Raw genomic sequence first — 22,420 nt, 5'->3', positions numbered from 1 at the left:
CACAATATAAAGCCAGATTAGCATAAGTGCTGAGTTTGGATTAGCAATATAAGCTGATGAAATACTGAAAACTTAAGGTCCGTTTATCTTTTGAACTAATGCAGATTACAATCTACCGGCTACCACGCTTAGAACACGATGAGGTTTGTAATTCATGTAATAACGAACGGCGACATAACCAACCACCCCAGTAGCAACGATGAGTTCAAGATACGCTAGGCTGAACACTTGGTTGATGTAATGTGCTTCAATCCCTTGCACTTGCATCCATGCTGCCAATTTTAACAAGGCCGTTGCACCAATCACCATGGGGAAGGTAAACGCCGCATAACCTGGGCTAAATGGTAAGCGTAGTAGTTTGAAAAATGCTACATAAATGATGAGCGTCATTAGCACTGCAATACCAAACAATAGACCGATGATAACCGGCGATGGATTCACAGAAACCGTTAGGTAGCCGGCTAAAGATAGACTGGCTGGCGCGGCCATGATCGCAATCGTTGGTTTTGCTCCATCAGGCACTTCGTCAGAGAAGATCAGACGATAAACCATGAGGGGCAACATAACAGCATAAGCCCACAAACCGAACATCAACACAGCATTCGCAACGGGCTCTAAGGTTGGATTACCTGAGAAAGACACATCTGCGACGATAATACCAATCGGAGGGACAAACCAACTTGGCACCATGTGGTGAATCTCAAACTGTTTTGCTCTGTGGTATAAGAAACTCACTAAGAACACGACATGTAAAGCAACCGAAACTAACCACAGCGCTTCTTGCAAGAATGGAGAGATTGGCGCTAACGAAGCCGACACGACCATACACCCCATCGCGAATGTTGGCACAACACTTCCAACAACGGGGTGAGCAAGATCTTCACGTAATAAGTGACCGTGAATCAGAAACTTCACAGCTAAAACAAGAAGTAACACTGCCGCAATAGCGGCACTGAACCACTGCACCAAGCCCGGAGTGGGTAAAATACCTTGTGTAGTTAAAACCCCATCCCAACACCAACCTAAGCTGGCAATGGCAAGAGCTAACCCAGCCATAGGTGTTGGAGCACCGGTTAATCGATATTTAATACGTTGAATCATGTCAGCCTCTCTTAAACTTAATCCACTAAACTTGTGAAATCATCAGCTTGTTGAAGCCATAATAAGCTTGCACTTCGTTAAATAATATCCAATTATATATAACAAGCGTTTAGAAAAACTAAACATAAATTTCTCCCCTCATGTAAAGCTAGGAAGCTGATGGCCAATATTTCAATCAAACAACTCAAAGTATTTGTCACTATTACCCAGCACTCGACATTGACGGCGGCCTCTGAGGCTCTGTTTCTATCTAAGGCCGCTGTCAGCATGGCGCTAAGCGAAATGGAAAAACAACTCGGCCACTCGCTATTTGACCGGGTCAACAACCGATTGATTCTCAACCAAGAGGGACATAAGTTACTCCCTTTAGCGGATGAGATATTACATCGTGCTGCTGGTATTGATGTTTTGTTCCGAGATGATCAACCCTTAAGCGGCAATCTAAAGGTTGGTGCGAGCGACACGATTGGTAATCAGGTTGCGCCGTTTATTTTGTCTGGTTTTCGTGAGCTCACTCAGCATCAAGATCAAAGTTTATTCATTTCAAACAGTGCCTTGATCTGCCAAAAGTTGGTGGATTACGAACTGGATATCGCGTTAATTGAAGGAAAAACGCTCCATCCAGAGCTGCTCTCTAGTCAGTTCAGTAGCGATGAAATGTGTATTATCGTGAGTAATCAACACCCTCTGGTGTCACAGAATAAAGTTTCATTACAAGATTTAGAAGGCAGTCACTGGATTCTGCGTGAATCAGGATCAGGGACTCGAGAGTTTTTCCTGCGTACCGTCGCGCCGCGTATCGAGCACTGGTATGAATCCTTTGAGCTCAACACCACAGAAGCGATTATCAATTCGGTATCTGCTGGGCTTGGGCTTGCCTGTTTATCACGATTAGCCGCACAACGAGCGATTGATTCCGGCCGAGTTAAAGTACTCGATGTCCCACTCGACATGAAACGCCGATTCTGGATACTGGTCCACAAAGACAAATATCAAAGCCCACTGCTGAAATCTTTCATGAGTTATTGTGAAGACTGGGCTACACATCAAGATTGAGGCCGCATAGTTCGGCCATCAACTGGACTTTTCACATCATAAACTGTATAAAAAGCCAGTAAAATTTATCAAACTTAGAGGATTAACCATGGCTGTTATCGTCAAGTACGTGGTGGAACGCAACGGAGAAGAGAAAATGACTTTTACCTCTAAAGCCGAAGCTGACGCATACGACAAAATGCTGGATATGGCTGATGAGCTTTTTGAACTGTTAAGCAAAAGCGATTTAGTTGAAGATGAAGGCAAGCAAGAAGAACTTGCTATGTATCTAGCGAAGAACAAAGAAGAAGTGCTTTACGCATTAGGTGCTAAGCGCAAACCCGCTCCGAAAAAAGCGAAGAAGCTTGAAGCTGTTGAAGATGCAGAAGAAGATGCAGCATAACTAGCTGATACCTTTCTCTAAAAAACGCCAATAACCTCTCCCATCAGAGTCCGTTATTGGCGTTTTTTTATACTTCATTGATATGATGAGCTCATGCTAACGACGACATTTGCGAATCTCAAAGCGCCGAACAACAAGCGGGAAATGCCAGAACCTACCGAAAAAAAACGTTAATCGATCCTAGCGGAAGACCAAAACGCTACGCCTATCACTAAAACCAAAGAGCCCGCCTTATGTTGGCTGTTTTTTATCCACTATTGCTCTACTATCTATGTCTAAAGATGATTTGTCACTAAGATTAAATACACAAGCCATCAGTATTTAACTGAATCTTTTCGAAGGAATAATATGAAAGAGCTCATCATTCATACCATTACCGTGTTCATGGGCTTCTTTGCTATTATGAACCCTGTCGCCAATACACCAATCTTTCTCGGATTAACCGGTGATAATGATAGAGAAACGGTAAAATCGATCGCTTTTCGCTCAGTATTACTCGCCTTTATCATCGTCAGTACTTTTGCCATTTCTGGCAAACTGATCTTCGACCTGTTTGGTATCACACTTTACGCACTTCGCATCACAGGCGGGATCCTAGTGTTCTTGATTGGCTTTCACATGCTGCAAGGTGACTCAACACACTCGAAGGCAAAAGAGAAGGTCAACTCAGACGCTCAACAAGATGCCGCACTCAGTATCGCCGTATCACCACTCGCTATGCCGATACTGGCTGGCCCTGGCACCATTGCTACCGCGATGAATTTTGCGAGTACAGAGGGGATTTACGAAACCGTCATTACCATCGTCGCCTTTGGCCTACTGTGTATCTTAACCTACGTGCTGTTTGTGTTTGGCGAACGCTTCGTGAAAGCTGTCGGCCCAAGTGCATTAAATGTGATAACCCGAATGATGGGGTTGATCCTTGCCGTTATCGGTATGCAGATGTTAATTGAAGGGATAGAGCAGGCTTATAAAGCGCTCTTTATTTAGAGGTGCTAGTCATAAAAGTACCAAGATAAGGAGCCCGTGAGGCGATAGTCGTTCTGTAAGACGATGATCGTGGCTCCGTTCGATAACAAGCGTACCTGTCAGCACTCATTTCGAGAAACTATCTCTTAAAAGACAAGCAATATCATTTTACAGACTTTATCCCAATGCGCCCTTTCATAACGAGGGCGCTCTCTTTATGATGAATGTCATTAAATTAAATGAACTTTGCTAACGGCAACGCTTTTTATTTGAGCCATTGTTATAAATAGCAAAATCAAGACTCAACACATGGAGATTCAACATGGCTTACTTTTCACTAGCCTTCGGTACGGCAACCAAAAATCGCGACAATAAAATCATTGAAGCGTTCTTCCCTAACCCACTTCTCAACCCAAGCGACGCTTTAGTCTCAGCGATTGGTGAAGTTGCAGGTTACACTGAAGGCAACCAAGCTATCGAAATCTCTGCTGCACAAAGCGCAGAACTGGCGAAAGCATTCGCAGCAAACGATGATGCAGCTAATGCATCCTTCGCAGAAAAAGCGGCAGCGTCTGAACAGCCACTTGTGCTGGTTATTCTTGCAACGGACGACAAGCCAGCATCAGTGGCTGAAGGGTTCCTCAAGCTACAACTTATCTCTAACCGCCTAGTACAACCACACGGTACGGTACTGGACGGCATCTTCGGTCTACTGCACAACATCGCATGGACAAACGAAGGCCCTATCGATCTTCCAGAGCTAGCTGAGCGTCAAATCGAAGCTCGCCTTGCGGGTCGCGCTCTGTCTGTAGATTGCGTAGACAAGTTCCCTAAAATGGTCGATTACGTGGTACCAACAGGTATTCGTATTGCTGACACCTCTCGTGTTCGTCTTGGCGCACATGTGGGCGAAGGCACAACAGTCATGCACGAAGGTTTCATCAACTTCAATGCTGGTACAACTGGCGTGAGCATGGTTGAAGGTCGTATCTCTGCAGGTGTTGTTGTCGGTAACGGTTCAGACATCGGCGGCGGCGCTTCGATCATGGGTACTCTGTCTGGTGGCGGTACTATGGTTATCTCTATCGGCGAAAACTGCCTACTAGGTGCAAACGCGGGTCTTGGCTTCCCTATGGGCGACCGTTGCACGGTTGAGTCTGGTCTTTACGTGACTGCGGGGACTAAGGTTCGTATGCTAGATAAAGAAGGCAACGAAGTAGAAATCATCAAAGCTCGCGACCTCGCTGGTGTTTCTGATCTGCTGTTCCGTCGTAACTCTGTGACTGGCCAAATCGAATGTCTTGCAAACAAGTCTGCTATTGAACTGAACAGCGAGCTACACAGCAACAACTAATCTAAGCGCTAAATGCTAGATGCTAGATGCTAGATGCTAGATGCTAGATGCTAGATGCTAGAACATATAGAGCCGTTGGGGTTAAATCCAGCGGCTTTTTTTCATCAGAAAGCCGCCGAAAAAGCAATAGACGATAAAAAAGCGCAGACCTTTCGATCTGCGCTTTTCATTTTTGCATAACCTAGCCTAGATTAATGCGGCTAGTAAGAAAGTGATTAACCCACATTCTTACGTGCGTTTTGGAACATACGCATCCAAGCGCCATTCTCGCCCCAACCTTCTGGAGACCAAGAGTTTGCAACGGTACGGAATACACGCTCTGGGTGCGGCATCATGATAGTCACGCGGCCATCTGTCGTCGTTAAACCCGTGATAGCGTTTGGCGAACCGTTCGGGTTGTTCGGGTATTGCTGCGTTGGGTTACCGTTGTTATCAACGTAACGTAGAGCAACCGTACCTGAGTTTTCTATCGCGTTTAGGTGGTCGTTGTCACGCACTTCTACGCGGCCTTCACCGTGAGAAACGGCGATTGGCATACGAGAGCCTTCCATGCCGTTGAAGAAGACAGAGTCAGACTTCTGAACCTCAACTAGGCTGAAACGCGCTTCGAAACGCTCAGATTCATTGCGAACAAAACGTGGCCAGTACTCTGCACCCGGGATAAGTTCACGCAGGTTTGACAACATCTGACAACCGTTACACACACCGAGAGAGAAGGTATCTTCACGTTTGAAGAAGTTTTCAAACTGGTCACGAGTCGAATCGTTAAACAGAACCGACTTAGCCCAACCTTCACCCGCGCCTAGTACGTCACCGTAAGAGAAACCACCACAAGCCACAAGGCCGTTGTACTCTTCTAGAACCGCTTGACCCGTGAGGATATCGCTCATGTGAATGTCGGTTGCTTCGAAGCCTGCACGGTCAAATGCTGCTGCCATTTCAACGTGAGAGTTAACACCCTGCTCACGTAGAATCGCCATCTTAGGCTTAGCGCCTGTGTTGATGAACGGTGCAGCGATATCTTCGTTTACGTCAAAGCTTAGTTTCACGTTCAGACCTGGATCAGAGTTGTCTTTCTTCGCTTCGTGTTCTTGGTCAGCACATACTGGGTTATCACGTAGACCTTGCATCTTGTGCGTGGTTTCAGCCCAGATAGTACGTAGTTCAGTACGGTTACGTTCAATTACTACAGACTCACCAGACTTAATCACTAGCTCATCAGACGCTTCCCCTTCACCAACAACGCTGCCAATTACGTGTGAACACGTATCTAGGCCATGGGCCGCAAGAGTAGAAAGAACCGCATCTAAATCATCGTTACGCACTTGGATGACTGCACCGAGCTCTTCGTTGAATAGTGCCGCAAGCGTATCTTCGCTATTCTCTGATGCAGATAAAAGCGCCGCAATATCAGCGTTAACACCACAATGACCTGCGAACGCCATTTCTGCTAGCGTTACCAATAGACCACCATCACCTTTATCGTGGTAAGCGACAACTTGGTCGTTCGCTACCAGTGCTTGAACGCCTTCGTAGAAACCTTTTAGTTGCGCTGCGTTGTCTACGTCTGCTGGCTTATCACCAAGCTGCTTGTAAACCTGTGCAAGTGCTGTCGCACCTAGACGGTTTTTGCCGTTACCTAGGTCGATAAGAACCAGTGAAGTGTCACCTTTGTCAGTGCGCAGTTGAGGCGTAATCGTCTTACGAACGTCTTCAACACGTGCGAACGCAGTGATAACAAGAGATAGCGGAGACGTGACTTCTTTCTGCTCGCCATTCTCTTCCCACTTAGTCTTCATCGACATTGAGTCTTTACCCACTGGGATAGTTAGACCCAATGCTGGACATAGCTCTTCACCAACCGCTTTCACCGCTTCGTAAAGACCGGCATCTTCACCCGGGTGACCCGCTGGAGACATCCAGTTCGCCGACAGTTTAATGTGTTTGATATCGCCGATGTTGGTCGCAGCGATGTTAGTAATGGCTTCACCAACCGCTAGACGAGCCGATGCGCCGAAGTCTAGCAGTGCCACTGGCGTACGCTCACCAAGAGACATTGCCTCACCGTGGTAAGAGTCGTAGCTTGCCGCTGTTACTGCGCAGTTTGCTACTGGAACCTGCCATGGACCAACCATTTGATCACGAGCGACAAGGCCTGTTACCGAGCGGTCACCGATGGTGATAAGGAACGTTTTCTCAGCGACGGTTGGCAAGCGAAGAACACGGTCAACCGCTTCGTTCATCTCAATACCAGAACGGTCAATCGCAGGGTTGTTCGCTTTTAGCGTTTTCGCGTCACGGTGCATCTTAGGCGTTTTACCTAATAGGATATCCATTGGCATGTCGATTGGCGTATTGTCGAAGTGTGAATCTTCAAGTTTAAGTTCACGCTCTTCCGTTGCTTTACCCACCACTGCGTATGGTGCACGCTCACGCTTACAAATCGCGTCGAATGTTGCCATGTCTTTATCAGCAACTGCCATTACGTAACGCTCTTGAGATTCGTTACACCAGATCTCAAGTGGGCTCATGCCCGGCTCATCGTTTGGTACATCACGTAGGTTGAAGATACCGCCACGCTCACCATCGTCTACTAGCTCAGGAAGTGCATTCGAGATACCACCCGCGCCCACATCGTGGATGAATGCGATTGGGTTCGCATCACCTAGCTGCCAACAACGGTCGATCACTTCCTGACAACGACGCTCCATTTCTGGGTTTTCACGTTGTACAGAAGCGAAATCAAGATCTTCAGAAGAAGAACCCGAATCCATTGAAGATGCCGCACCGCCGCCAAGGCCGATGTTCATCGCAGGACCGCCAAGAACGATTAGGCTTGCTCCTACTGGGATCTCTTTCTTCTGAACGTGCTCATCACGGATGTTACCAAGACCACCAGCCAGCATGATTGGTTTGTGGTAACCACGCACTTCTTCACCGGCGTGAGAGTTGACTTTCTCTTCGTAAGTACGGAAGTAGCCAAGTAGGTTTGGACGACCAAATTCGTTGTTGAATGCCGCGCCACCAAGAGGACCTTCAAGCATGATATCCAGAGCAGTAACGATACGGCTTGGCTTACCAAAGTCAGTTTCCCAAGGTTGAACGAAGTTCGGGATCTTAAGGTTAGATACAGAGAACGCCACAAGACCCGCTTTTGGCTTACCACCAATACCGGTTGCGCCTTCATCACGGATTTCACCGCCTGAACCTGTTGATGCACCCGGCCATGGAGAAATCGCCGTTGGGTGGTTGTGCGTTTCAACTTTCATCAAGATGTGTGTTTTCTCTTGATGGTAGTTGTACTGGCGAGTTTCTGGATCTGGGAAGAAACGACCCACTTCAGAACCCGTCATGACTGCTGCGTTATCTTTGTAAGCCGACAGTACGTTATCAGGGGTGACTTCAAACGTATTTTTAATCATCTTGAACAATGACTTTTCTTGCTTAACGCCATCGATAGTCCAATCAGCGTTAAAGATTTTATGACGACAGTGTTCAGAGTTCGCTTGTGCAAACATCATCAATTCAATGTCAGTCGGATTACGTTCGAGTTTTTCAGTGAAGCTTTCAAGCAGGTAATCAATCTCATCTTCTGCAAGTGCAAGACCTAGGGTAACGTTTGCTTTTTCAAGCGCTTTACGTCCGCCAGCCAGTAGATCAACTTCGGTATAAGGGGCCGGTTCAGCCACCGTGAACAGCGCCGCCGCTGATTCGAAGTCAGTGAAAACCACTTCCATCATACGATCGTGTAAAATGGCTTTTAGCTCAACAAGTTGAAGTTCAGAAAGTTCAGCAGAGGTTTCAATGCAGAAAGCAGTACCGCGCTCTAGACGTGACACTTTAGCCAGTCCACAGTTGTGTGCGATATCTGTTGATTTTGAAGACCAAGGCGAGATAGTGCCAGGGCGTGGCGTTGCAAGTAGCAGTAAACCTTCTGGTTCATGCTCTTCAATCGTTGGACCGTAAGTCAGTAGCTTTTCTAGCTTCTCAACTTCAGACTCATCTAGGTCTGCCGTTAGATCAGCAAAGTGGGCAAACTCAGCGTAAATACCTGTAACAGGCAAGCTTAATTCACGACAAAGCTCTAAAAGCTTGTTAACACGAAACTCAGATAGAGCTGGGGAGCCACGCAAAATTCTCATGTGCTTAGGTCTCTTATGCAGTTGATTAAGGTAGTATTGGAATAAATTCAGTGGGTTATAGGAACAACCTAACTGTTTTCTTCGAAGCTATTCCCGAAGGTTGCCAAACCTATGCCGATCCCACCTCTTCAATGCGAGCGCATTATAAAGCATTTCTTTTTGTGACGTAACACCAAAAGCAACCGTTTGCGTTATTTTTTTTATCTTTCTGTATAAATGCCACTTTTGCTGCATTTATCCGCACTTTTACCTCTGTTTAATTAAACCTGCTTTGCCAGTCTTGCGGGGTTTGGTATAAAGGGGCTTCCACTTTTTGAGATTTCATTTTGATGCCTAAATTTACGCTCGCCTTTTCGTCTAAATTCCTTCTGCTTGTTATCGCTCTGTTGGGGATAACAGGGTGCCAGATTGAATCTGATCCCAAAAGTGTCCTTGAGCAGATACAAGAACGCGGTGTGCTTCGTGTCGGCACTCTAAACAATCAACTATCCTATTACATTGGTCCTGATGGCCCAGCAGGTTTGGATTACGAGTTGGCTCGTGAGTTTTCACAAGAGCTTGGTGTCAAACTTGAGGTTAGGCCTGCATATCGCCTATCCGATCTATTCCCCGCCTTAAAGAAAGGTGAAATCGATCTCATCGCAACAGGGTTAACACAAAATAGCGACCTGACACGTGTCTATCGCGCCGCGCCCGCTTATTATTATGTCAGCCAACAAGTCGTGTATAAAAAGGGGCATTGGCGACCAAGAAACCTCAAGCAACTGATTAAGTTTGAAAATAAGCGTCAGGCTAAGTTTGCAAAGAAACACGCAGAGTCCGAAGGAGCCATATCGAGTGAAACACTGACCCCCTCTTTGGTTGTGGTCAAAGACTCTCACTTTGAACCGACACTCAAAGAGCTACAGAACACCCATAATGACTTTATCTATGACGCGGTCGAGAACGCAGATATCAATGACCTACTCAAAGAAGTCTCGACCGGTGAGCTCTTATTTACAGTGGCTGATTCTATCGAACTGTCTCTGGCGCAGCGTTTATACCCTGACGTTGCATTAGCGTTTGAGTTAACTGAAGATCAACCGATCTCTTGGTACTTACAGAAGTCTGAAGATGAAAGCCTGTATGCGTTGCTGATTGAGTTTTTCGGCAATCTAAAACAATCGGGTGAGCTAGCCTCACTAGAAGAGAAATACATCGGTCACATTGGTACCTTTGACTACGTTGACACCCGTGCCTTTATTCGAGCACTGGACAGCAAACTGCCAAAATGGTCGCCGCTATTTCAAAAGTACTCGCAAGAATTTGACTGGCGTTTGATTGCCGCTTTGGCCTACCAAGAGTCGCATTGGAACCCTGTCGCGCGCTCTCCAACAGGTGTTCGTGGCATGATGATGTTGACGCTACCGACGGCGAAAAGTGTCGGCGTAACCAATCGTCTTGATCCAAAACAGTCGGTACAAGGTGGCGTCGAATACCTGCGTCGTATTGTCAATCGAGTCCCTGACTCTATTGATCAACATGAAAAAATCTGGTTCGCCCTCGCCTCATATAATGTGGGTTATGGACATATGATGGATGCTCGACGTATAACCAAAGCACAAGGTGGTGACCCGGATGCGTGGGGAGATGTGAAAGACCGACTGCCGTTGTTAAAACAGCGAAAATACTACCGCTACACCCGTTACGGTTACGCTCGTGGTGATGAAGCGAGGAACTACGTAGAAAATATTCGCCGTTATTACCAAAGTATTATTGGTCATGTCAATAAGCGCAATAAAGACCAAGAGGTCAACCTTGAAGGTTTAGTGGTTATTCCACCTTTAGAAACCTCTGGCGCTGAATCGACAATCAGTGCAGCTGAATCCGCAATCAACGACGCTGAGTCTTCCAAATAAATAAAAAAGAGCAATGCCATTTCGCATTGCTCTTTTTTTTTATTCCCGAGAGACTGGTGAGCGTTGAGAGACTCAATAACAGAGTGACCGTTAAATTTGAGGTGTCATATTGCAGTAACCATTCAACGTTATAACAGCACTCCACAAACGAGAGGATGCTTGATTGCATTCAGTATGAGAGCGACTGAGAAAGGCAATATTAAGTTCTCAGCAAAACGCTTAGAACCAATCCGCCAATAATTACAACTGAAGCCATAGTTACAACTGAAGCCATAATTAACAAGCCAAACGACCAAGAGGAAATCGTTGAAATGATGAAGAACAAACTGAAATCGAAACGCCTTGATAAGACCGTTGCCGCCAACCGTCGTAAGCGTATGCTTTCAAATAATAAGAAAAAAATCATTTGGCGCAACCGTGCTTTCATGCAGATGATTGCTGAGTAAATATAATGACCAAGTACGTTTGCTTGGCACTCTTATCATTGAGAGTGCCGAAAGCTCGTTGCTATCTCTTGTTACTGACCTTGTCTGCTTCTAAACGCTGCGCTTCCAACAAACGGTCTTGCTTCCTTTTCTCTTTTATCTCATTTCTACGACGCTTAAAAAAGGCCTGCAACTGTCCTCGGCACTCTTCTTCCAACAAACCATGCTCAACATCAGCATAGTGATATGAGGCTTGGCTTTCGAAGAGATTCAATACCGTCCCCGCCGCCCCAGCTTTTAAATCCGGCGCACCAAATACGATCCGTTTTACGCGGCTATGTAACAAGGCTCCAGCACACATAGGGCAAGGTTCAAGCGTGACGTACAACGTGGTATCAAGTAAGCGATAATTTTCTAAGGTTTGACCTGCTTTACGCAAAGTTTCGATCTCAGCATGTGCCGTGGCATCGTGGCTGCCAATCGAACGGTTCCACCCTTCCGCTATAATGGCTCCATCTTTGACCAACACCGCTCCAACCGGAACCTCTCCCTCTTTCTCTGCTTGCTTGGCGACCTCGATGGCGCGTCGCATGAAGATTTCATCTTGAGGGCTGAATTGATGGTCTGACAAAGGAAACTCCAGAATACAAAGGATAAGAACAAAAATAGGTATGCCATAAAGCATACCTAATCTTCGTAATAATGAACAATAAAGAGATGATGAACAATAACGATGACTTGTTCGTTGAATCGTTAACCAACAGTATCGTCTAAATCACTGACGATAGGGGTCGCTTTAACACTCACAATACGGTTATTTTCAACGGAGATGACCTCAAACTGCCACTGCTGATATTGAACAACTTCACCAGCATCAGGTAAACGTCCTATCAACCAAGTCACAAGGCCATTCAAGGTCTGGAAACTCTCGCTTTCACCTTCAAAATCGGCCAGCTCTAAACGGTTCTTCAGTTCACTGAGAGGGATTAACCCATCCACTAGCAATCCGCCTTCTACTTGCTCCGTCCAAAGATCTTTAGGGTTATTCGATAACTCACCAGCAATCGCTTCAAGAATGTCGTAATGAGTGACCAAGCCTTGTACGTCACCATATTCATCAACGATGAACGCCATCTCAGCCCCTGACTCTTTAAAGTAACTCAGTAAGCGCAGCGCCTTCATCGACTCTGGAACATAGATTGGGGATCTCGACAGCCCCATGATAACTTGAATACTTAAATTGCCCGCTTGATTCAGCAAGGCTTTAGCTGACACCGTACCGACCACTTTATTGAGGTGTTCTTGGCACAATGGGAAGACACTGTGCTTTGATGAACGTAATTTCTTGAATATCTGATCAACAGGTTGCTCGATATCCAAAAAGTCGACTTCTCTTCGCGGGGTCATTAACGAGCTCACAAGACGATCATCCAACTGCAATATATTGCGAATCATCTCTTGCTCACCACGCTCAATTACGCCAGATTCAGAGCCCTCTTTCACGAGTGCATGAATATCATCTTCTGTCACACTGTCTTCTTCACCGCTACGCCCCATCAATTTAAGAATGCCCTCGGTTGAAGCCGACAACGCAAACACAAATGGCGTCGCAATTTTAGATAACCAAAAGATGGGTAGAGCCACTAGCACAGCAATATTTTCGGCTTGAGATTGAGCAAAACGTTTTGGCACGAGCTCACCCACAACAATCGCGAAATAGGTAATCCCCACCACGACAACCGCAGTAGACAAGATATTCGCTTGTGTTGGGTCTAAACCCCAAAGCTCCAGTTGAACTGCCAGTGGAGCCGATAACGTCGCTTCACCTACAATACCGCTGAGTAGACCGATGACCGTAATACCGATTTGAATGGTTGAAAGGAAGCGTGTTGGATTTTCTTTGAGCTCAAGGGCAACCTGAGCCGAGCGATGTTTTTCAGCTAAGCGTTTCAGCCGACTATTTTTTGCTGCTACCAGTGCAATCTCTGACATGGCAAACAGACCATTTAAAACAATTAACCCTACTAAAAGCAGAATTTTCATGTGGATTGGATTTCCTAATTTTACCGGCCAACAATTAGCCGTAAGGCGGAGTATAAGCTGAGTGCCTTTATCTTGGATATAAAAAAAGTAGCAAAAATTTGCGAAAAAAAACCCGCACATTTCAGTGCGGGCTTCGATGGTTTTATCTGACTTACTTTTCAGACTTACTTTGCTTACATCGTGTAAGTGTAAGGAGCTTGGATACCCAGTGGAATACCAAGAGCCCAGTAAGCCAGCAAGAAGAGAGACCAACCGATTAGCATAGCAATCGAGTATGGCATCATCATAGAGGCGAGTGAACCAATGCCTGAACCCTTCACGTAACGCTGCATGTAAACAACCACTAACGGGAAGAAAACCATCATCGGAGAAATGATATTAGACACTGAATCCCCGACACGATACGCCGCTTGAGTCAGCTCAGGAGAAATACCCACAGCCATCAGCATTGGAACCATAATAGGACCAATCAGCGCCCACTTAGCAGAAGCCGAACCGACCAATAAGTTAACAAATGCGGTAAGTAAAATCATACCAACAATCGTCACTTGCCCGGGTAGATTCATCGCTTGCAATAACTGAGCACCCGACAACGCCAGTAATGTACCCAAGTTAGATTGAGAGAAAGCCACCAAGAACTGAGCAATAAAGAAAGCCATTACCATAAAGCTTCCCATAGTAGCCATGGTTGCAGACATCGATTTAATGATGTCGTCGCTCGCTTTAAAAGTCCCAACAATACGGCCGTAAACCACCCCTGGAATGATAAACAGGATGAAGATAAGCGGCACAATAGATTGCATAATTGGCGCATTAAAAGACGTAATTTCCCCCGCTGGAGAACGAAGTGGTGAGCTTTCAGGTACTAAAGCAACAACCAAAGCTGCAATACCAGCAAGCATAGCCCAACCCGCGCGAGAAAAAGCCTTACTTTCAATTTCAGTAAATGACCCCATATCTGGCGCTTCTTCTGCATCTTCATCAATCGCCGTTTTCGCAAGACGTGGTGAAATAATCTTATCCGTGACGTACCAACCAATCGATACAATTAATAGAGAAGATAAACCGGTAAAAAAGATATTGGAAAGAGGGTTTACTATGTAATTTGGGTCAAGAATTTGAGCGGCTTCTTGTGTAAAGCCAGCCAAAAGAGGATCAATACCTGACGGCAAGAAGTTCGCGGCAAAGCCACCGGATACACCCGCAAAGGCCGCAGCAATACCCGCTAGAGGGTGACGCCCCGCAGCATGGAAAATGATACCACCAAGAGGAATAACCAGCACGTAACCGGCATCTGCAGCAGTGTGAGACACAATCGCGACTAAGATAAGCATCGGCGTTAGTAGCTTCGCTGGAGTCACGTTGAGCATCTTTTTCAGTCCGGTATTAATAAAGCCTGAAGCTTCAGCAACACCAACACCTAGCATAGCATAGCAACCAGTACGATTCCAAGAGGTGCAAACCCAGTAAAGTTAGTCACCATATTCGCTAAAAAGCTCGCAAAGGCCTCACCCGTCAATAAGTTCGAAACGACAATGGCTTCGCCAGATACAGGATGAATCAAATCAAAAGTAAAACGTGAAAGTACTGCCGATAATACCCAGACAATAATAAGCCCCAAAAAAAGAGCAGAGCGGGATCTGGAATTTTGTTTCCGGCGCGTTCAATGAAGTTTAGAAAGCGATCCATACCACTGATATTCTCAGTCGATGGGGCTTTTTTTACGGCTTGACTACTCATTGGAACTCCATATGTGATGTTGTTTTAATTTAGGCCGAATATACATTTGGACCATGACCTATTGGCACAGCACATATTCTATTAAAACCACCATTAAAAAGCACAAGAACCCGCACTATTTTCCATAAATGGAGACATATTTTGCAAAAATACAATGCAACCACAACAATATAAAAACACAAAGCACACCATACCCTATACATCCCATTAACCACCTTGCAAACAATGTCCGAGAACAGAGAAATATCAATAAAAAAGGAGGGGGGAGCCTTCGTATCCAGTAAACGTTTGCTTGGTTGCTTAATCAAACTCACTGTATTTAGAGAGCATGGTCTCTAGGCGAATGTTTTGTGCACGGTTCATGCGATCTTGCCATGTCATGGTGACCGTAATATTTTTTAAAGCTCCCGATAAAGCATCATCAGCATCGGTCACTTCACATGTCATCGCATAATCTGAGCCGGATAACCCTGACAAGGGCGCTGAATTTGTCGAATTGAGACAATAACGGGCTTGGTTGAGATCGGAAAAAGGGATTAACCCAACCGCCCCACTCATCTCCGATACTCGAGTTCGATAAAATTCCATCTGCCTTTCAGCAAAGTGCAGTGCTTCGATGCTTTGAATCGCAAACTCTGACTTTTGCTCGACATAAACCTGCAATTTAACCAGCCCAAGTGACGCCACTCCGATGAGCAGAAAAGAGATCAGCACCTCTATCAAACTAAAGCCTCGCTGATTAAAAATCATTCCATGATCCTCGCTTCCATTGATAACTCGAAGGTGGGTCACTTGGATTAGACTCAGCACGAAAATCCAAATCCATGTCACCCACAATGGTCGTTACCCCCTGTGGCGAATCAAAGATAAGGCCACCGGAAGGTAAACCAGAAGCAAATTGAATCCCGACACTTTTTTTAACCACACTGGCGTCGTCGATGTCTTTGATAAAAGGCGCGAATACGTTCGGAGCAGCAAGGGTCTTCCAGAAGTTATCGATACGAGTTTTAACATGGCTCTTTTGATAATCGACCAAATGATAAATCACACCGTTGTATGTCATCGCCCCCCTCAACGCGAGCACACCATCTTGAATCACCAACAGCTGTGATTGATTGTTTGTCGCGACAACCGCGGTATCAACATAGCAATTACCTTCAATCCACAGACCTTGGGTTTGTCCCAAAGTAAAGTGATCCATAATTTCCGTTGCGCAGTCTGTCGCGTTAGTCAATATGGTGTGTTTAAAGAGTTCAGTATCTTGAGAAAGGTCCACAATATTTTGATCCGTCTTAGCCATACCAAAGAAGGTATAAAACGGGTTCATATTCGGATCAGGATTAAAGTCTTTTTTGAACGGCGGCGGATTGGTTCCTTGATAGGAATCAGGAGCATAGATTGAATAACGACTTCCCGAACTGGCTTTAGGGATCGCTGTTTTATAGTCGCTATCACACACACCATCAAAACCAGAGAACGGACCATTCGCACTTGGATCAAGGACTTCTAATCCTAACGATTGCCCTGAATCACCATGTACAGAATCGTATTGATAAGTTAAAAGGTCAGCAAAAGTAACACTCACGCATTCATATTCATTACCTCTGATCGGTTCTTCCTTTACTGTAGGTTTCAGACTCAAAGTGCCAATGAGTTCAATAGGGCCTGTCGACTGGATAGCCCCACGGCCTAGCTGAGAGGTTTCTTTTATTGTCTTATAGAGTGATTGTGTCCTCTTCGACGATCTCACGATATAAGCCTTAGCCGTCACACTATCAGAGATGGTGATTTGGGGTTGATTATCATAAGGGGAGCACCAATCTGAAAAGTGGGCTGGGCGTGTACTGGCCTCTTTGATCTCTAAAATGGTTTTATCGAGTTCCCGTAAATAGGAATAAGTACACTCTAAACCACCTTCAGCTAACCAATGAGCTTTACGCCCTTCCACCTCATTTTGAGCCACTTTAATTTGATGAAAAACACTACGGTACGTGCCTAACGTCACCACTAAAGCCGCCATTAAAAGCACCGACGTAATCAATAACGTCACTACACCATACTGTTTTGTGAAGGTCATCATTGCCAGTTCCTTTGTTTAACCGTCACTGAAATCGATTTGGAGACACCTGCGGTTGGAATTGAAGCCGTAATACTGATCTCTGTGAGTGTTGTTTTAATCGCATTTTTCTCTAATACCTGCGAGTGGATATCGAGTTCATCCACTTCGATGAGACTGTCATCAAACAACGAATAACACCCGGTGACTTCATTGAAAGAAGGAAGACCAGCTGAAACCGGTGTGCCTTTTTCACATATTTGCAGCTTAGTGCCCTTTTTTTGATAAACGATATTCCGGTAATTTTTATTGCTGCTAGAACCTTCACGGTAATAGACAAAACCTACCGCACTACCGCCACTCACTTGGATGGTATGACTTGCACCGGATAACTTGATTGAATGACCGTTTGAACCATCATAGCCCGATCGTTGGATATCTTCCTTCATGACCTGCATGGTACTGGTGAGGTTTTGCAGCAGTAATAATTCAATCCCCTTATCTTTGGCTATTCTCTGCCCAGTGATGAACACACTGCCAATGATCGAAATGGCGAACACGCCAATCACAGCAGCCACCATCAATTCAATCAATGATGCACCTTGTTGTTTGCTAGGCGCGACCGCTATCGCCTTAACACGCATCATAGCCATACTGCGCACTCGATTCGCCGCAAACCTTAATTCGCCCCGGAGGGCTAGATAACTTGATCAAAAGTCGATCGTTTGATGCGCCATTCGGAAAGAGATAAATCGTCCCTCTGCTTGGCCTTCCTCTAACACTCTCAAAAGAGATGCGCTCTCCGGTGTAGTTGTGAGAAAAAGAAACATCACGAAACGGCTTACCCGACAACACCAATAAAGTTTCACCAGAAAGATCCTCGGTAGGCTTTAACCAAACCGTCCACTCTCCGGTTGATTGCACCGTGTTCTTTTCCATAGAGAAATGCACCCACAGATCTTGATTCCTGTTGACCGATTCAGACTTGGCCTGAATAAGAAAACCATTCAACTCACCCGCGAGTCGCTGCATCTTGACGGTTTCAGTTACCGAACTAAAACTCGGGGCAGCCGCAACGATCAGTATCGATAACACCAATACCGTGATTAACAGCTCTAATAAAGTAAACCCGCGAGTCATTTCCCAAATTCCTATGTAATCCAATGCGTAACCGTATTTAGTCTTGCTCTGATGCTATCACCAGAGAAAAATAGACAGAGTGATGAAAGGAAACTACTCGCGATGATTCGAATAAAGAAATGCAACAACAACAACTTAAGTATGAAAGGAATGACATTGATCGAATTATTGATCGCCGTCATCATCGTAGGGATACTCGGTGCCATTGCGTATCCAAGCTATACCAGCCATGTTATCAAGGCACACCGAGTTACCGCGTTAGCTGACATGACAAAAATTCAATTAGAGATAGAAACCTTATATTCGGGAAGTTACGCATCGGCAGCAGCGAATATAATTTCAGGCGGGACATGCTTGTTTTGCGCGACTGATACTCGCCGATACACACTTGCTATCTCGGCGAGTAGCACCACCTATTCGATTCAGGCTGAACCACTTTCACCACAAACCAAAGATAACTGCTTAGATTCAAACACCGATATTTTGGAATTACACCACTCAGGTATGTCACAACCAGAAGCGTGTTGGAGGTAACGAGCCAAACCATCAAAAAGACGTGAGATCTTATCTACAATAATCTCCGTTCTTTATGCTTTAAACCCCTTTTTCTCTCGTCATCTTGTTCTCTAATCTTGTTGTTCTCTAATCTATAGACACAAAAAAGCCTGCTACATGAGCAGGCTTTCTAATGTTATCAATAACTCTAAGAGTTAGCTTAACGAGTTACCAAGTACTGAATTGATTACTTAGTTAGGTCATCGAAGAAGTTTTTAACACCGCTGAAGAAGCCTTCAGACTTTGGCTTATGCTTGCTTGCCGCTTCACCACCACAGGTATCTTCAAATTCACGCAGTAGCTCTTTTTGACGAGAGCTTAGCTTAACCGGTGTTTCAACCACTAGCTTCACGATTAAGTCACCCACACCGCCGCCACGAACACCTTTCACGCCTTTGCCACGCATACGGAACATACGGCCCGTTTGTGTCTCTTCTGGCACTTTAAGGTTCACGCGACCATCCAGGGTTGGAACTTCCACTTCACCGCCCAAAGCTGCCATAGAGAAGCTGACAGGCACTTCACAGTAAAGGTTGTTACCGTCACGTTCAAAGATGTTGTGCTCTTTTACATGTACTTGTACGTATAGGTCGCCTGCTGGTGCGCCATGTTCACCGGCTTCGCCTTCGCCAGATAGACGAATGCGATCACCAGTATCAACACCTGCTGGGATCTTAACGTTAAGTGTTTTGGTTTTCTGTTTACGACCTTGACCGTGACAAGAGTTACATGGGTCCTTGATGATCTTGCCTTTACCGTTACAAGTAGGACAAGTCTGTTGAACCGCGAAGAAACCTTGACGCATTTGTACTTGACCATGGCCATGACAAGTGCCACAAGTTTGCGCAGAAGAACCTTTCTTCGCGCCGCTACCATCACAAATATCACACTCAACCAGTGTTGGTACTTCGATCTCTTTAGAAACACCACGAACCGCTTCTTCTAGCGTCAGTTCCATGTTGTAACGTAAATCGGAACCACGTTGTGCACGCGCTTGACCACCACCTCGACGACCGCCGCCGAAGATGTCACCAAATACGTCACCGAAAATATCACCAAAATCACCTTGGCCACCGCCGCCAAAACCACCGCCGCCCATACCGCCTTGTTCAAAAGCAGCGTGACCGTACTGGTCATAAGCAGCTTTCTTTTGAGGATCGGTTAAGGTCTCGTACGCTACTTTTACTTCTTTAAACTTATCGGCTGAGGTAGCGTCACCTTGGTTACGATCTGGGTGAAACTTCATCGCTAAGCGTTTGTACGCTTTTTTAATATCGCGCTCTGATGCATCGCGGCTTACGCCTAATACTTCGTAAAAATCACGTTTTGACATGTTCTAGGTCACCAAAATAATTGCTACTACCGAAAAATAACTTCAGTAGTCTGTGTATCAATCTAGATAAAAGTTCTGCCGGCTGAATCACCGAATAAAGCTATTATCTAGATCGACAAGTCTAAATACAAATTTACGGGCGTGAGAGTTACCTCTGACGCCCGTATTAATAAGTCTTCGAGACAAATTTCTAAGCAGATAGCTTGAGTTCTAGGAGGAAGCGCGCAGCCTACACTAGTAGGTGAGCACTTCCGACAACGAAATTAGGCTACTCTGCGACGAAATTATTTTTTGTCTTCTTTAACTTCTTCAAACTCTGCGTCTACCACATCGTCGTCTTGCTTAGGTTGCTCACCCGCTTCAGCGCCAGCTTGCTGTGCTTGAGCTTGTTGTTGAGCAATTTCCATTAGCTTTTGAGCGGCTTGCATCAGTTCTTGAACTTTTGCGTCGATAGCTTCTTTATCGTTACCAGACTTAACTTCTTCTAGTGCCGTAATAGCCGCTTCGATCTTCTCTTTCTCGTCTGCAGGTAGCGCTTCACCAGCTTCTTCTACTTGCTTCTTAGTGCCGTGAATCATTTGGTCAGCTTGGTTACGAGCAACAACTAACTCTTCGAACTTTTTGTCCGCTTCTTTGTTAGCTTCTGCCTCTTGTACCATTGCTTCGATCTCTTCCTCAGACAGGCCGCCTGATGCTTGGATAGTGATCTTCTGCTCTTTACCTGTCGCTTTATCTTTAGCCGATACGTTCAGGATACCATCAGCATCTAGGTCGAATGTCACTTCGATTTGTGGCATGCCACGTGGTGCTGGTTGGATACCTTCTAGGTTGAACTGACCAAGAGACTTGTTGTAAGTCGCTTGCTTACGCTCACCTTGAAGAACGTGGATAGTTACTGCGTTTTGGTTGTCTTCAGCTGTAGAGAACACTTGATCCGCTTTAGTCGGGATAGTTGTGTTTTTCTCGATAAGCTTAGTCATCACGCCGCCCATCGTTTCGATACCGAAAGACAGAGGAGTAACGTCTAGTAGAAGTACGTCTTTAACGTCACCCGCTAGTACACCACCTTGAACAGCCGCACCCATAGCAACCGCTTCGTCAGGGTTCACGTCTTTACGTGGCTCTTTACCGAAGAATTCCGTTACTTTCGCTTGAACCATAGGCATACGAGTTTGACCACCAACTAGAATAACGTCAGTGATATCACCTACAGATAGGTCTGCATCTGCTAGAGCAACTTTTAGTGGCTCAAGAGAACGTTGAACTAGGTCTTCAACTAGAGACTCAAGTTTCGCACGAGTCACTTTGATGTTCATGTGCTTAGGACCAGTCGCATCAGCAGTAACGTAAGGTAGGTTTACGTCAGTTTGAGTAGTAGAAGAAAGCTCGATTTTCGCTTTTTCTGCTGCTTCTTTAACACGCTGCATTGCTAGTGGATCAGATTTAAGGTTGATACCTTGCTCTTTCTTGAACTCATCGACTAGGTAGTTGATCATGCGGTTATCGAAATCTTCACCACCAAGGTGAGTGTCACCGTTCGTTGAAAGAACTTCGAAAGTCTTCTCGCCTTCTACTTCATCGATTTCGATGATAGAGATATCGAATGTACCACCACCAAGGTCGTATACAGCGATAGTACGATCACCACCTTGCTTGTCTAGGCCGTAAGCTAGAGCAGCAGCAGTTGGTTCGTTGATGATACGTTTAACATCTAGACCAGCGATACGGCCAGCATCTTTCGTTGCTTGACGTTGAGCATCGTTGAAGTAAGCAGGAACAGTAACAACTGCGCCAGTTACTTCTTCGCCTAGGAAGTCTTCAGCTGTTTTCTTCATTTTCTTAAGAACTTCAGCAGATACTTGAGGAGCAGCCATTTTTTGGCCTTGCGCTTCAACCCATGCATCACCGTTATCAGCTTTAACAATGTTAAAAGGCATGATTTCGATATCGCGTTGAACTTCTTCATCTTCAAAACGACGACCGATTAGACGCTTAATTGCGTATAGCGTGTTTTGAGGGTTAGTAACAGCTTGACGTTTTGCAGGTTGACCAACTAGCGTCTCGCCTTCTGTGTATGCGATTACCGATGCTGTTGTACGTTCGCCTTCAGCATTTTCAATTACGCGTGGTTTGTCGCCGTCAAGAACAGCAACACAAGAGTTAGTAGTACCTAAATCAATACCAATGATTTTACCCATCAGGCCATCTCCGAAATATATTCTATTA

Annotated in this window: 17 protein-coding genes and 1 pseudogene; 7 read left to right on the top strand and 11 right to left on the bottom strand. The window is 45.5% G+C overall.

Going from position 1 to position 22,420, the window contains the following annotated elements; genetic code table 11:
• Window positions 1–105 precede the first annotated feature (105 nt).
• Window positions 106–1,101 (bottom strand): TDT family transporter, encoded by a 996-nt coding sequence (locus tag L4B77_RS06215; RefSeq protein WP_489686495.1) that lies wholly within the window; start codon window positions 1,099–1,101, stop codon window positions 106–108.
• Between the two features lie 159 nt (window positions 1,102–1,260).
• Between L4B77_RS06215 and L4B77_RS06210 the strand changes: the two genes are divergently transcribed.
• From L4B77_RS06210 to dapD, 4 genes are all read left to right on the top strand, one after another.
• Window positions 1,261–2,157 (top strand): LysR family transcriptional regulator, encoded by an 897-nt coding sequence (locus L4B77_RS06210; RefSeq protein WP_261839049.1) that lies wholly within the window; start codon window positions 1,261–1,263, stop codon window positions 2,155–2,157.
• Between the two features lie 88 nt (window positions 2,158–2,245).
• The gene (locus L4B77_RS06205; protein ID WP_046224544.1) at window positions 2,246–2,539 is read left to right on the top strand and encodes a YebG family protein; all 294 of its coding nucleotides are present in this window, start codon (window positions 2,246–2,248) and stop codon (window positions 2,537–2,539) included.
• Between the two features lie 348 nt (window positions 2,540–2,887).
• On the top strand, window positions 2,888–3,529 hold the full coding sequence (locus tag L4B77_RS06200; protein WP_429749198.1) for a MarC family protein: 642 nt from the start codon (window positions 2,888–2,890) through the stop codon (window positions 3,527–3,529).
• Window positions 3,530–3,830: 301 nt separating this feature from the next.
• Entirely contained in the window at window positions 3,831–4,862 is a 1,032-nt protein-coding gene (dapD, locus tag L4B77_RS06195) for a 2,3,4,5-tetrahydropyridine-2,6-dicarboxylate N-succinyltransferase (protein WP_372039738.1), read from the top strand.
• 215 nt (window positions 4,863–5,077) lie between these two features.
• On the opposite strand, the gene purL is transcribed toward dapD, so the two are convergent.
• Window positions 5,078–9,004, bottom strand: coding sequence for a phosphoribosylformylglycinamidine synthase (gene purL / locus L4B77_RS06190; protein ID WP_429749196.1), 3,927 nt, complete (start codon window positions 9,002–9,004; stop codon window positions 5,078–5,080).
• Between the two features lie 329 nt (window positions 9,005–9,333).
• Here purL and mltF point away from each other — a divergent pair, with 329 nt between their 5' ends.
• Both mltF and L4B77_RS06180 read left to right on the top strand, forming a co-directional pair.
• On the top strand, window positions 9,334–10,902 hold the full coding sequence (gene mltF, locus L4B77_RS06185) for a membrane-bound lytic murein transglycosylase MltF (RefSeq protein ID WP_429749194.1): 1,569 nt from the start codon (window positions 9,334–9,336) through the stop codon (window positions 10,900–10,902).
• Window positions 10,903–11,213: 311 nt separating this feature from the next.
• Complete coding sequence (locus tag L4B77_RS06180; RefSeq protein ID WP_010438952.1) at window positions 11,214–11,348, top strand: hypothetical protein; 135 nt, start codon at window positions 11,214–11,216, stop codon at window positions 11,346–11,348.
• Between the two features lie 61 nt (window positions 11,349–11,409).
• On the opposite strand, the gene tadA is transcribed toward L4B77_RS06180, so the two are convergent.
• From tadA to L4B77_RS06145, 7 genes and pseudogenes are all read right to left on the bottom strand, one after another.
• On the bottom strand, window positions 11,410–12,012 hold the full coding sequence (tadA, locus tag L4B77_RS06175; RefSeq protein WP_261839044.1) for a tRNA adenosine(34) deaminase TadA: 603 nt from the start codon (window positions 12,010–12,012) through the stop codon (window positions 11,410–11,412).
• Window positions 12,013–12,080: 68 nt separating this feature from the next.
• A complete protein-coding gene (locus L4B77_RS06170) occupies window positions 12,081–13,370 on the bottom strand; it encodes a hemolysin family protein (RefSeq protein ID WP_261839043.1) in 1,290 nt (429 codons plus the stop codon).
• Window positions 13,371–13,543: 173 nt separating this feature from the next.
• Window positions 13,544–15,110 (bottom strand): annotated as a pseudogene (locus L4B77_RS06165) (AbgT family transporter).
• 300 nt (window positions 15,111–15,410) lie between these two features.
• Window positions 15,411–15,860: a prepilin-type N-terminal cleavage/methylation domain-containing protein gene (locus L4B77_RS06160; protein WP_372092818.1), complete on the bottom strand. Its 450-nt coding sequence runs from the start codon at window positions 15,858–15,860 to the stop codon at window positions 15,411–15,413.
• The gene (locus tag L4B77_RS06155) at window positions 15,850–17,190 is read right to left on the bottom strand and encodes a hypothetical protein (RefSeq protein WP_429749191.1); all 1,341 of its coding nucleotides are present in this window, start codon (window positions 17,188–17,190) and stop codon (window positions 15,850–15,852) included. Before L4B77_RS06155 ends, L4B77_RS06160 begins: the two co-directional genes overlap by 11 nt.
• A complete protein-coding gene (locus L4B77_RS06150) occupies window positions 17,187–17,819 on the bottom strand; it encodes a PilW family protein (RefSeq protein WP_429749189.1) in 633 nt (210 codons plus the stop codon). Before L4B77_RS06150 ends, L4B77_RS06155 begins: the two co-directional genes overlap by 4 nt.
• The gene (locus L4B77_RS06145; protein WP_261839038.1) at window positions 17,800–18,306 is read right to left on the bottom strand and encodes a GspH/FimT family pseudopilin; all 507 of its coding nucleotides are present in this window, start codon (window positions 18,304–18,306) and stop codon (window positions 17,800–17,802) included. The genes L4B77_RS06150 and L4B77_RS06145 overlap by 20 nt, the downstream gene beginning before the upstream one ends.
• Before the next feature lie 102 nt (window positions 18,307–18,408).
• On the opposite strand from L4B77_RS06145, the gene L4B77_RS06140 reads away from it, so the two are divergent.
• Complete coding sequence (locus L4B77_RS06140; RefSeq protein WP_290334690.1) at window positions 18,409–18,840, top strand: type IV pilin protein; 432 nt, start codon at window positions 18,409–18,411, stop codon at window positions 18,838–18,840.
• Window positions 18,841–19,048: 208 nt separating this feature from the next.
• Here the strand turns inward: L4B77_RS06140 and dnaJ are convergent, their stop codons facing one another.
• Both dnaJ and dnaK read right to left on the bottom strand, forming a co-directional pair.
• Window positions 19,049–20,194, bottom strand: coding sequence for a molecular chaperone DnaJ (gene dnaJ, locus L4B77_RS06135; RefSeq protein WP_429749186.1), 1,146 nt, complete (start codon window positions 20,192–20,194; stop codon window positions 19,049–19,051).
• A gap of 284 nt (window positions 20,195–20,478) precedes the next feature.
• On the bottom strand, window positions 20,479–22,392 hold the full coding sequence (dnaK, locus tag L4B77_RS06130; protein WP_429749184.1) for a molecular chaperone DnaK: 1,914 nt from the start codon (window positions 22,390–22,392) through the stop codon (window positions 20,479–20,481).
• Window positions 22,393–22,420: the final 28 nt, after the last annotated feature.

The organism is Vibrio minamisatsumaniensis, from assembly GCF_050337445.1.
GTDB lineage: Bacteria > Pseudomonadota > Gammaproteobacteria > Enterobacterales > Vibrionaceae > Vibrio > Vibrio artabrorum.
The sequence above is the reverse complement of the archived record's forward strand: the minus strand, read 5'-3'. Positions and strand labels throughout refer to the sequence as shown.

What these genes read in the sequence shown, in the direction of transcription:
- L4B77_RS06215 (WP_489686495.1), bottom strand. Translation starts at nt 1,101, where the DNA reads ATGATTCAACGTATTAAATATCGATTAACCGGTGCTCCAACACCTATG.
- L4B77_RS06210 (WP_261839049.1), top strand. Translation starts at nt 1,261, where the DNA reads ATGGCCAATATTTCAATCAAACAACTCAAAGTATTTGTCACTATTACC.
- L4B77_RS06205 (WP_046224544.1), top strand. Translation starts at nt 2,246, where the DNA reads ATGGCTGTTATCGTCAAGTACGTGGTGGAACGCAACGGAGAAGAGAAA.
- L4B77_RS06200 (WP_429749198.1), top strand. Translation starts at nt 2,888, where the DNA reads ATGAAAGAGCTCATCATTCATACCATTACCGTGTTCATGGGCTTCTTT.
- dapD (WP_372039738.1), top strand. Translation starts at nt 3,831, where the DNA reads ATGGCTTACTTTTCACTAGCCTTCGGTACGGCAACCAAAAATCGCGAC.
- purL (WP_429749196.1), bottom strand. Translation starts at nt 9,004, where the DNA reads ATGAGAATTTTGCGTGGCTCCCCAGCTCTATCTGAGTTTCGTGTTAAC.
- mltF (WP_429749194.1), top strand. Translation starts at nt 9,334, where the DNA reads ATGCCTAAATTTACGCTCGCCTTTTCGTCTAAATTCCTTCTGCTTGTT.
- L4B77_RS06180 (WP_010438952.1), top strand. Translation starts at nt 11,214, where the DNA reads ATGATGAAGAACAAACTGAAATCGAAACGCCTTGATAAGACCGTTGCC.
- tadA (WP_261839044.1), bottom strand. Translation starts at nt 12,012, where the DNA reads ATGCTTTATGGCATACCTATTTTTGTTCTTATCCTTTGTATTCTGGAG.
- L4B77_RS06170 (WP_261839043.1), bottom strand. Translation starts at nt 13,370, where the DNA reads ATGAAAATTCTGCTTTTAGTAGGGTTAATTGTTTTAAATGGTCTGTTT.
- L4B77_RS06160 (WP_372092818.1), bottom strand. Translation starts at nt 15,860, where the DNA reads ATGATTTTTAATCAGCGAGGCTTTAGTTTGATAGAGGTGCTGATCTCT.
- L4B77_RS06155 (WP_429749191.1), bottom strand. Translation starts at nt 17,190, where the DNA reads ATGATGACCTTCACAAAACAGTATGGTGTAGTGACGTTATTGATTACG.
- L4B77_RS06150 (WP_429749189.1), bottom strand. Translation starts at nt 17,819, where the DNA reads ATGGCTATGATGCGTGTTAAGGCGATAGCGGTCGCGCCTAGCAAACAA.
- L4B77_RS06145 (WP_261839038.1), bottom strand. Translation starts at nt 18,306, where the DNA reads ATGACTCGCGGGTTTACTTTATTAGAGCTGTTAATCACGGTATTGGTG.
- L4B77_RS06140 (WP_290334690.1), top strand. Translation starts at nt 18,409, where the DNA reads ATGATTCGAATAAAGAAATGCAACAACAACAACTTAAGTATGAAAGGA.
- dnaJ (WP_429749186.1), bottom strand. Translation starts at nt 20,194, where the DNA reads ATGTCAAAACGTGATTTTTACGAAGTATTAGGCGTAAGCCGCGATGCA.
- dnaK (WP_429749184.1), bottom strand. Translation starts at nt 22,392, where the DNA reads ATGGGTAAAATCATTGGTATTGATTTAGGTACTACTAACTCTTGTGTT.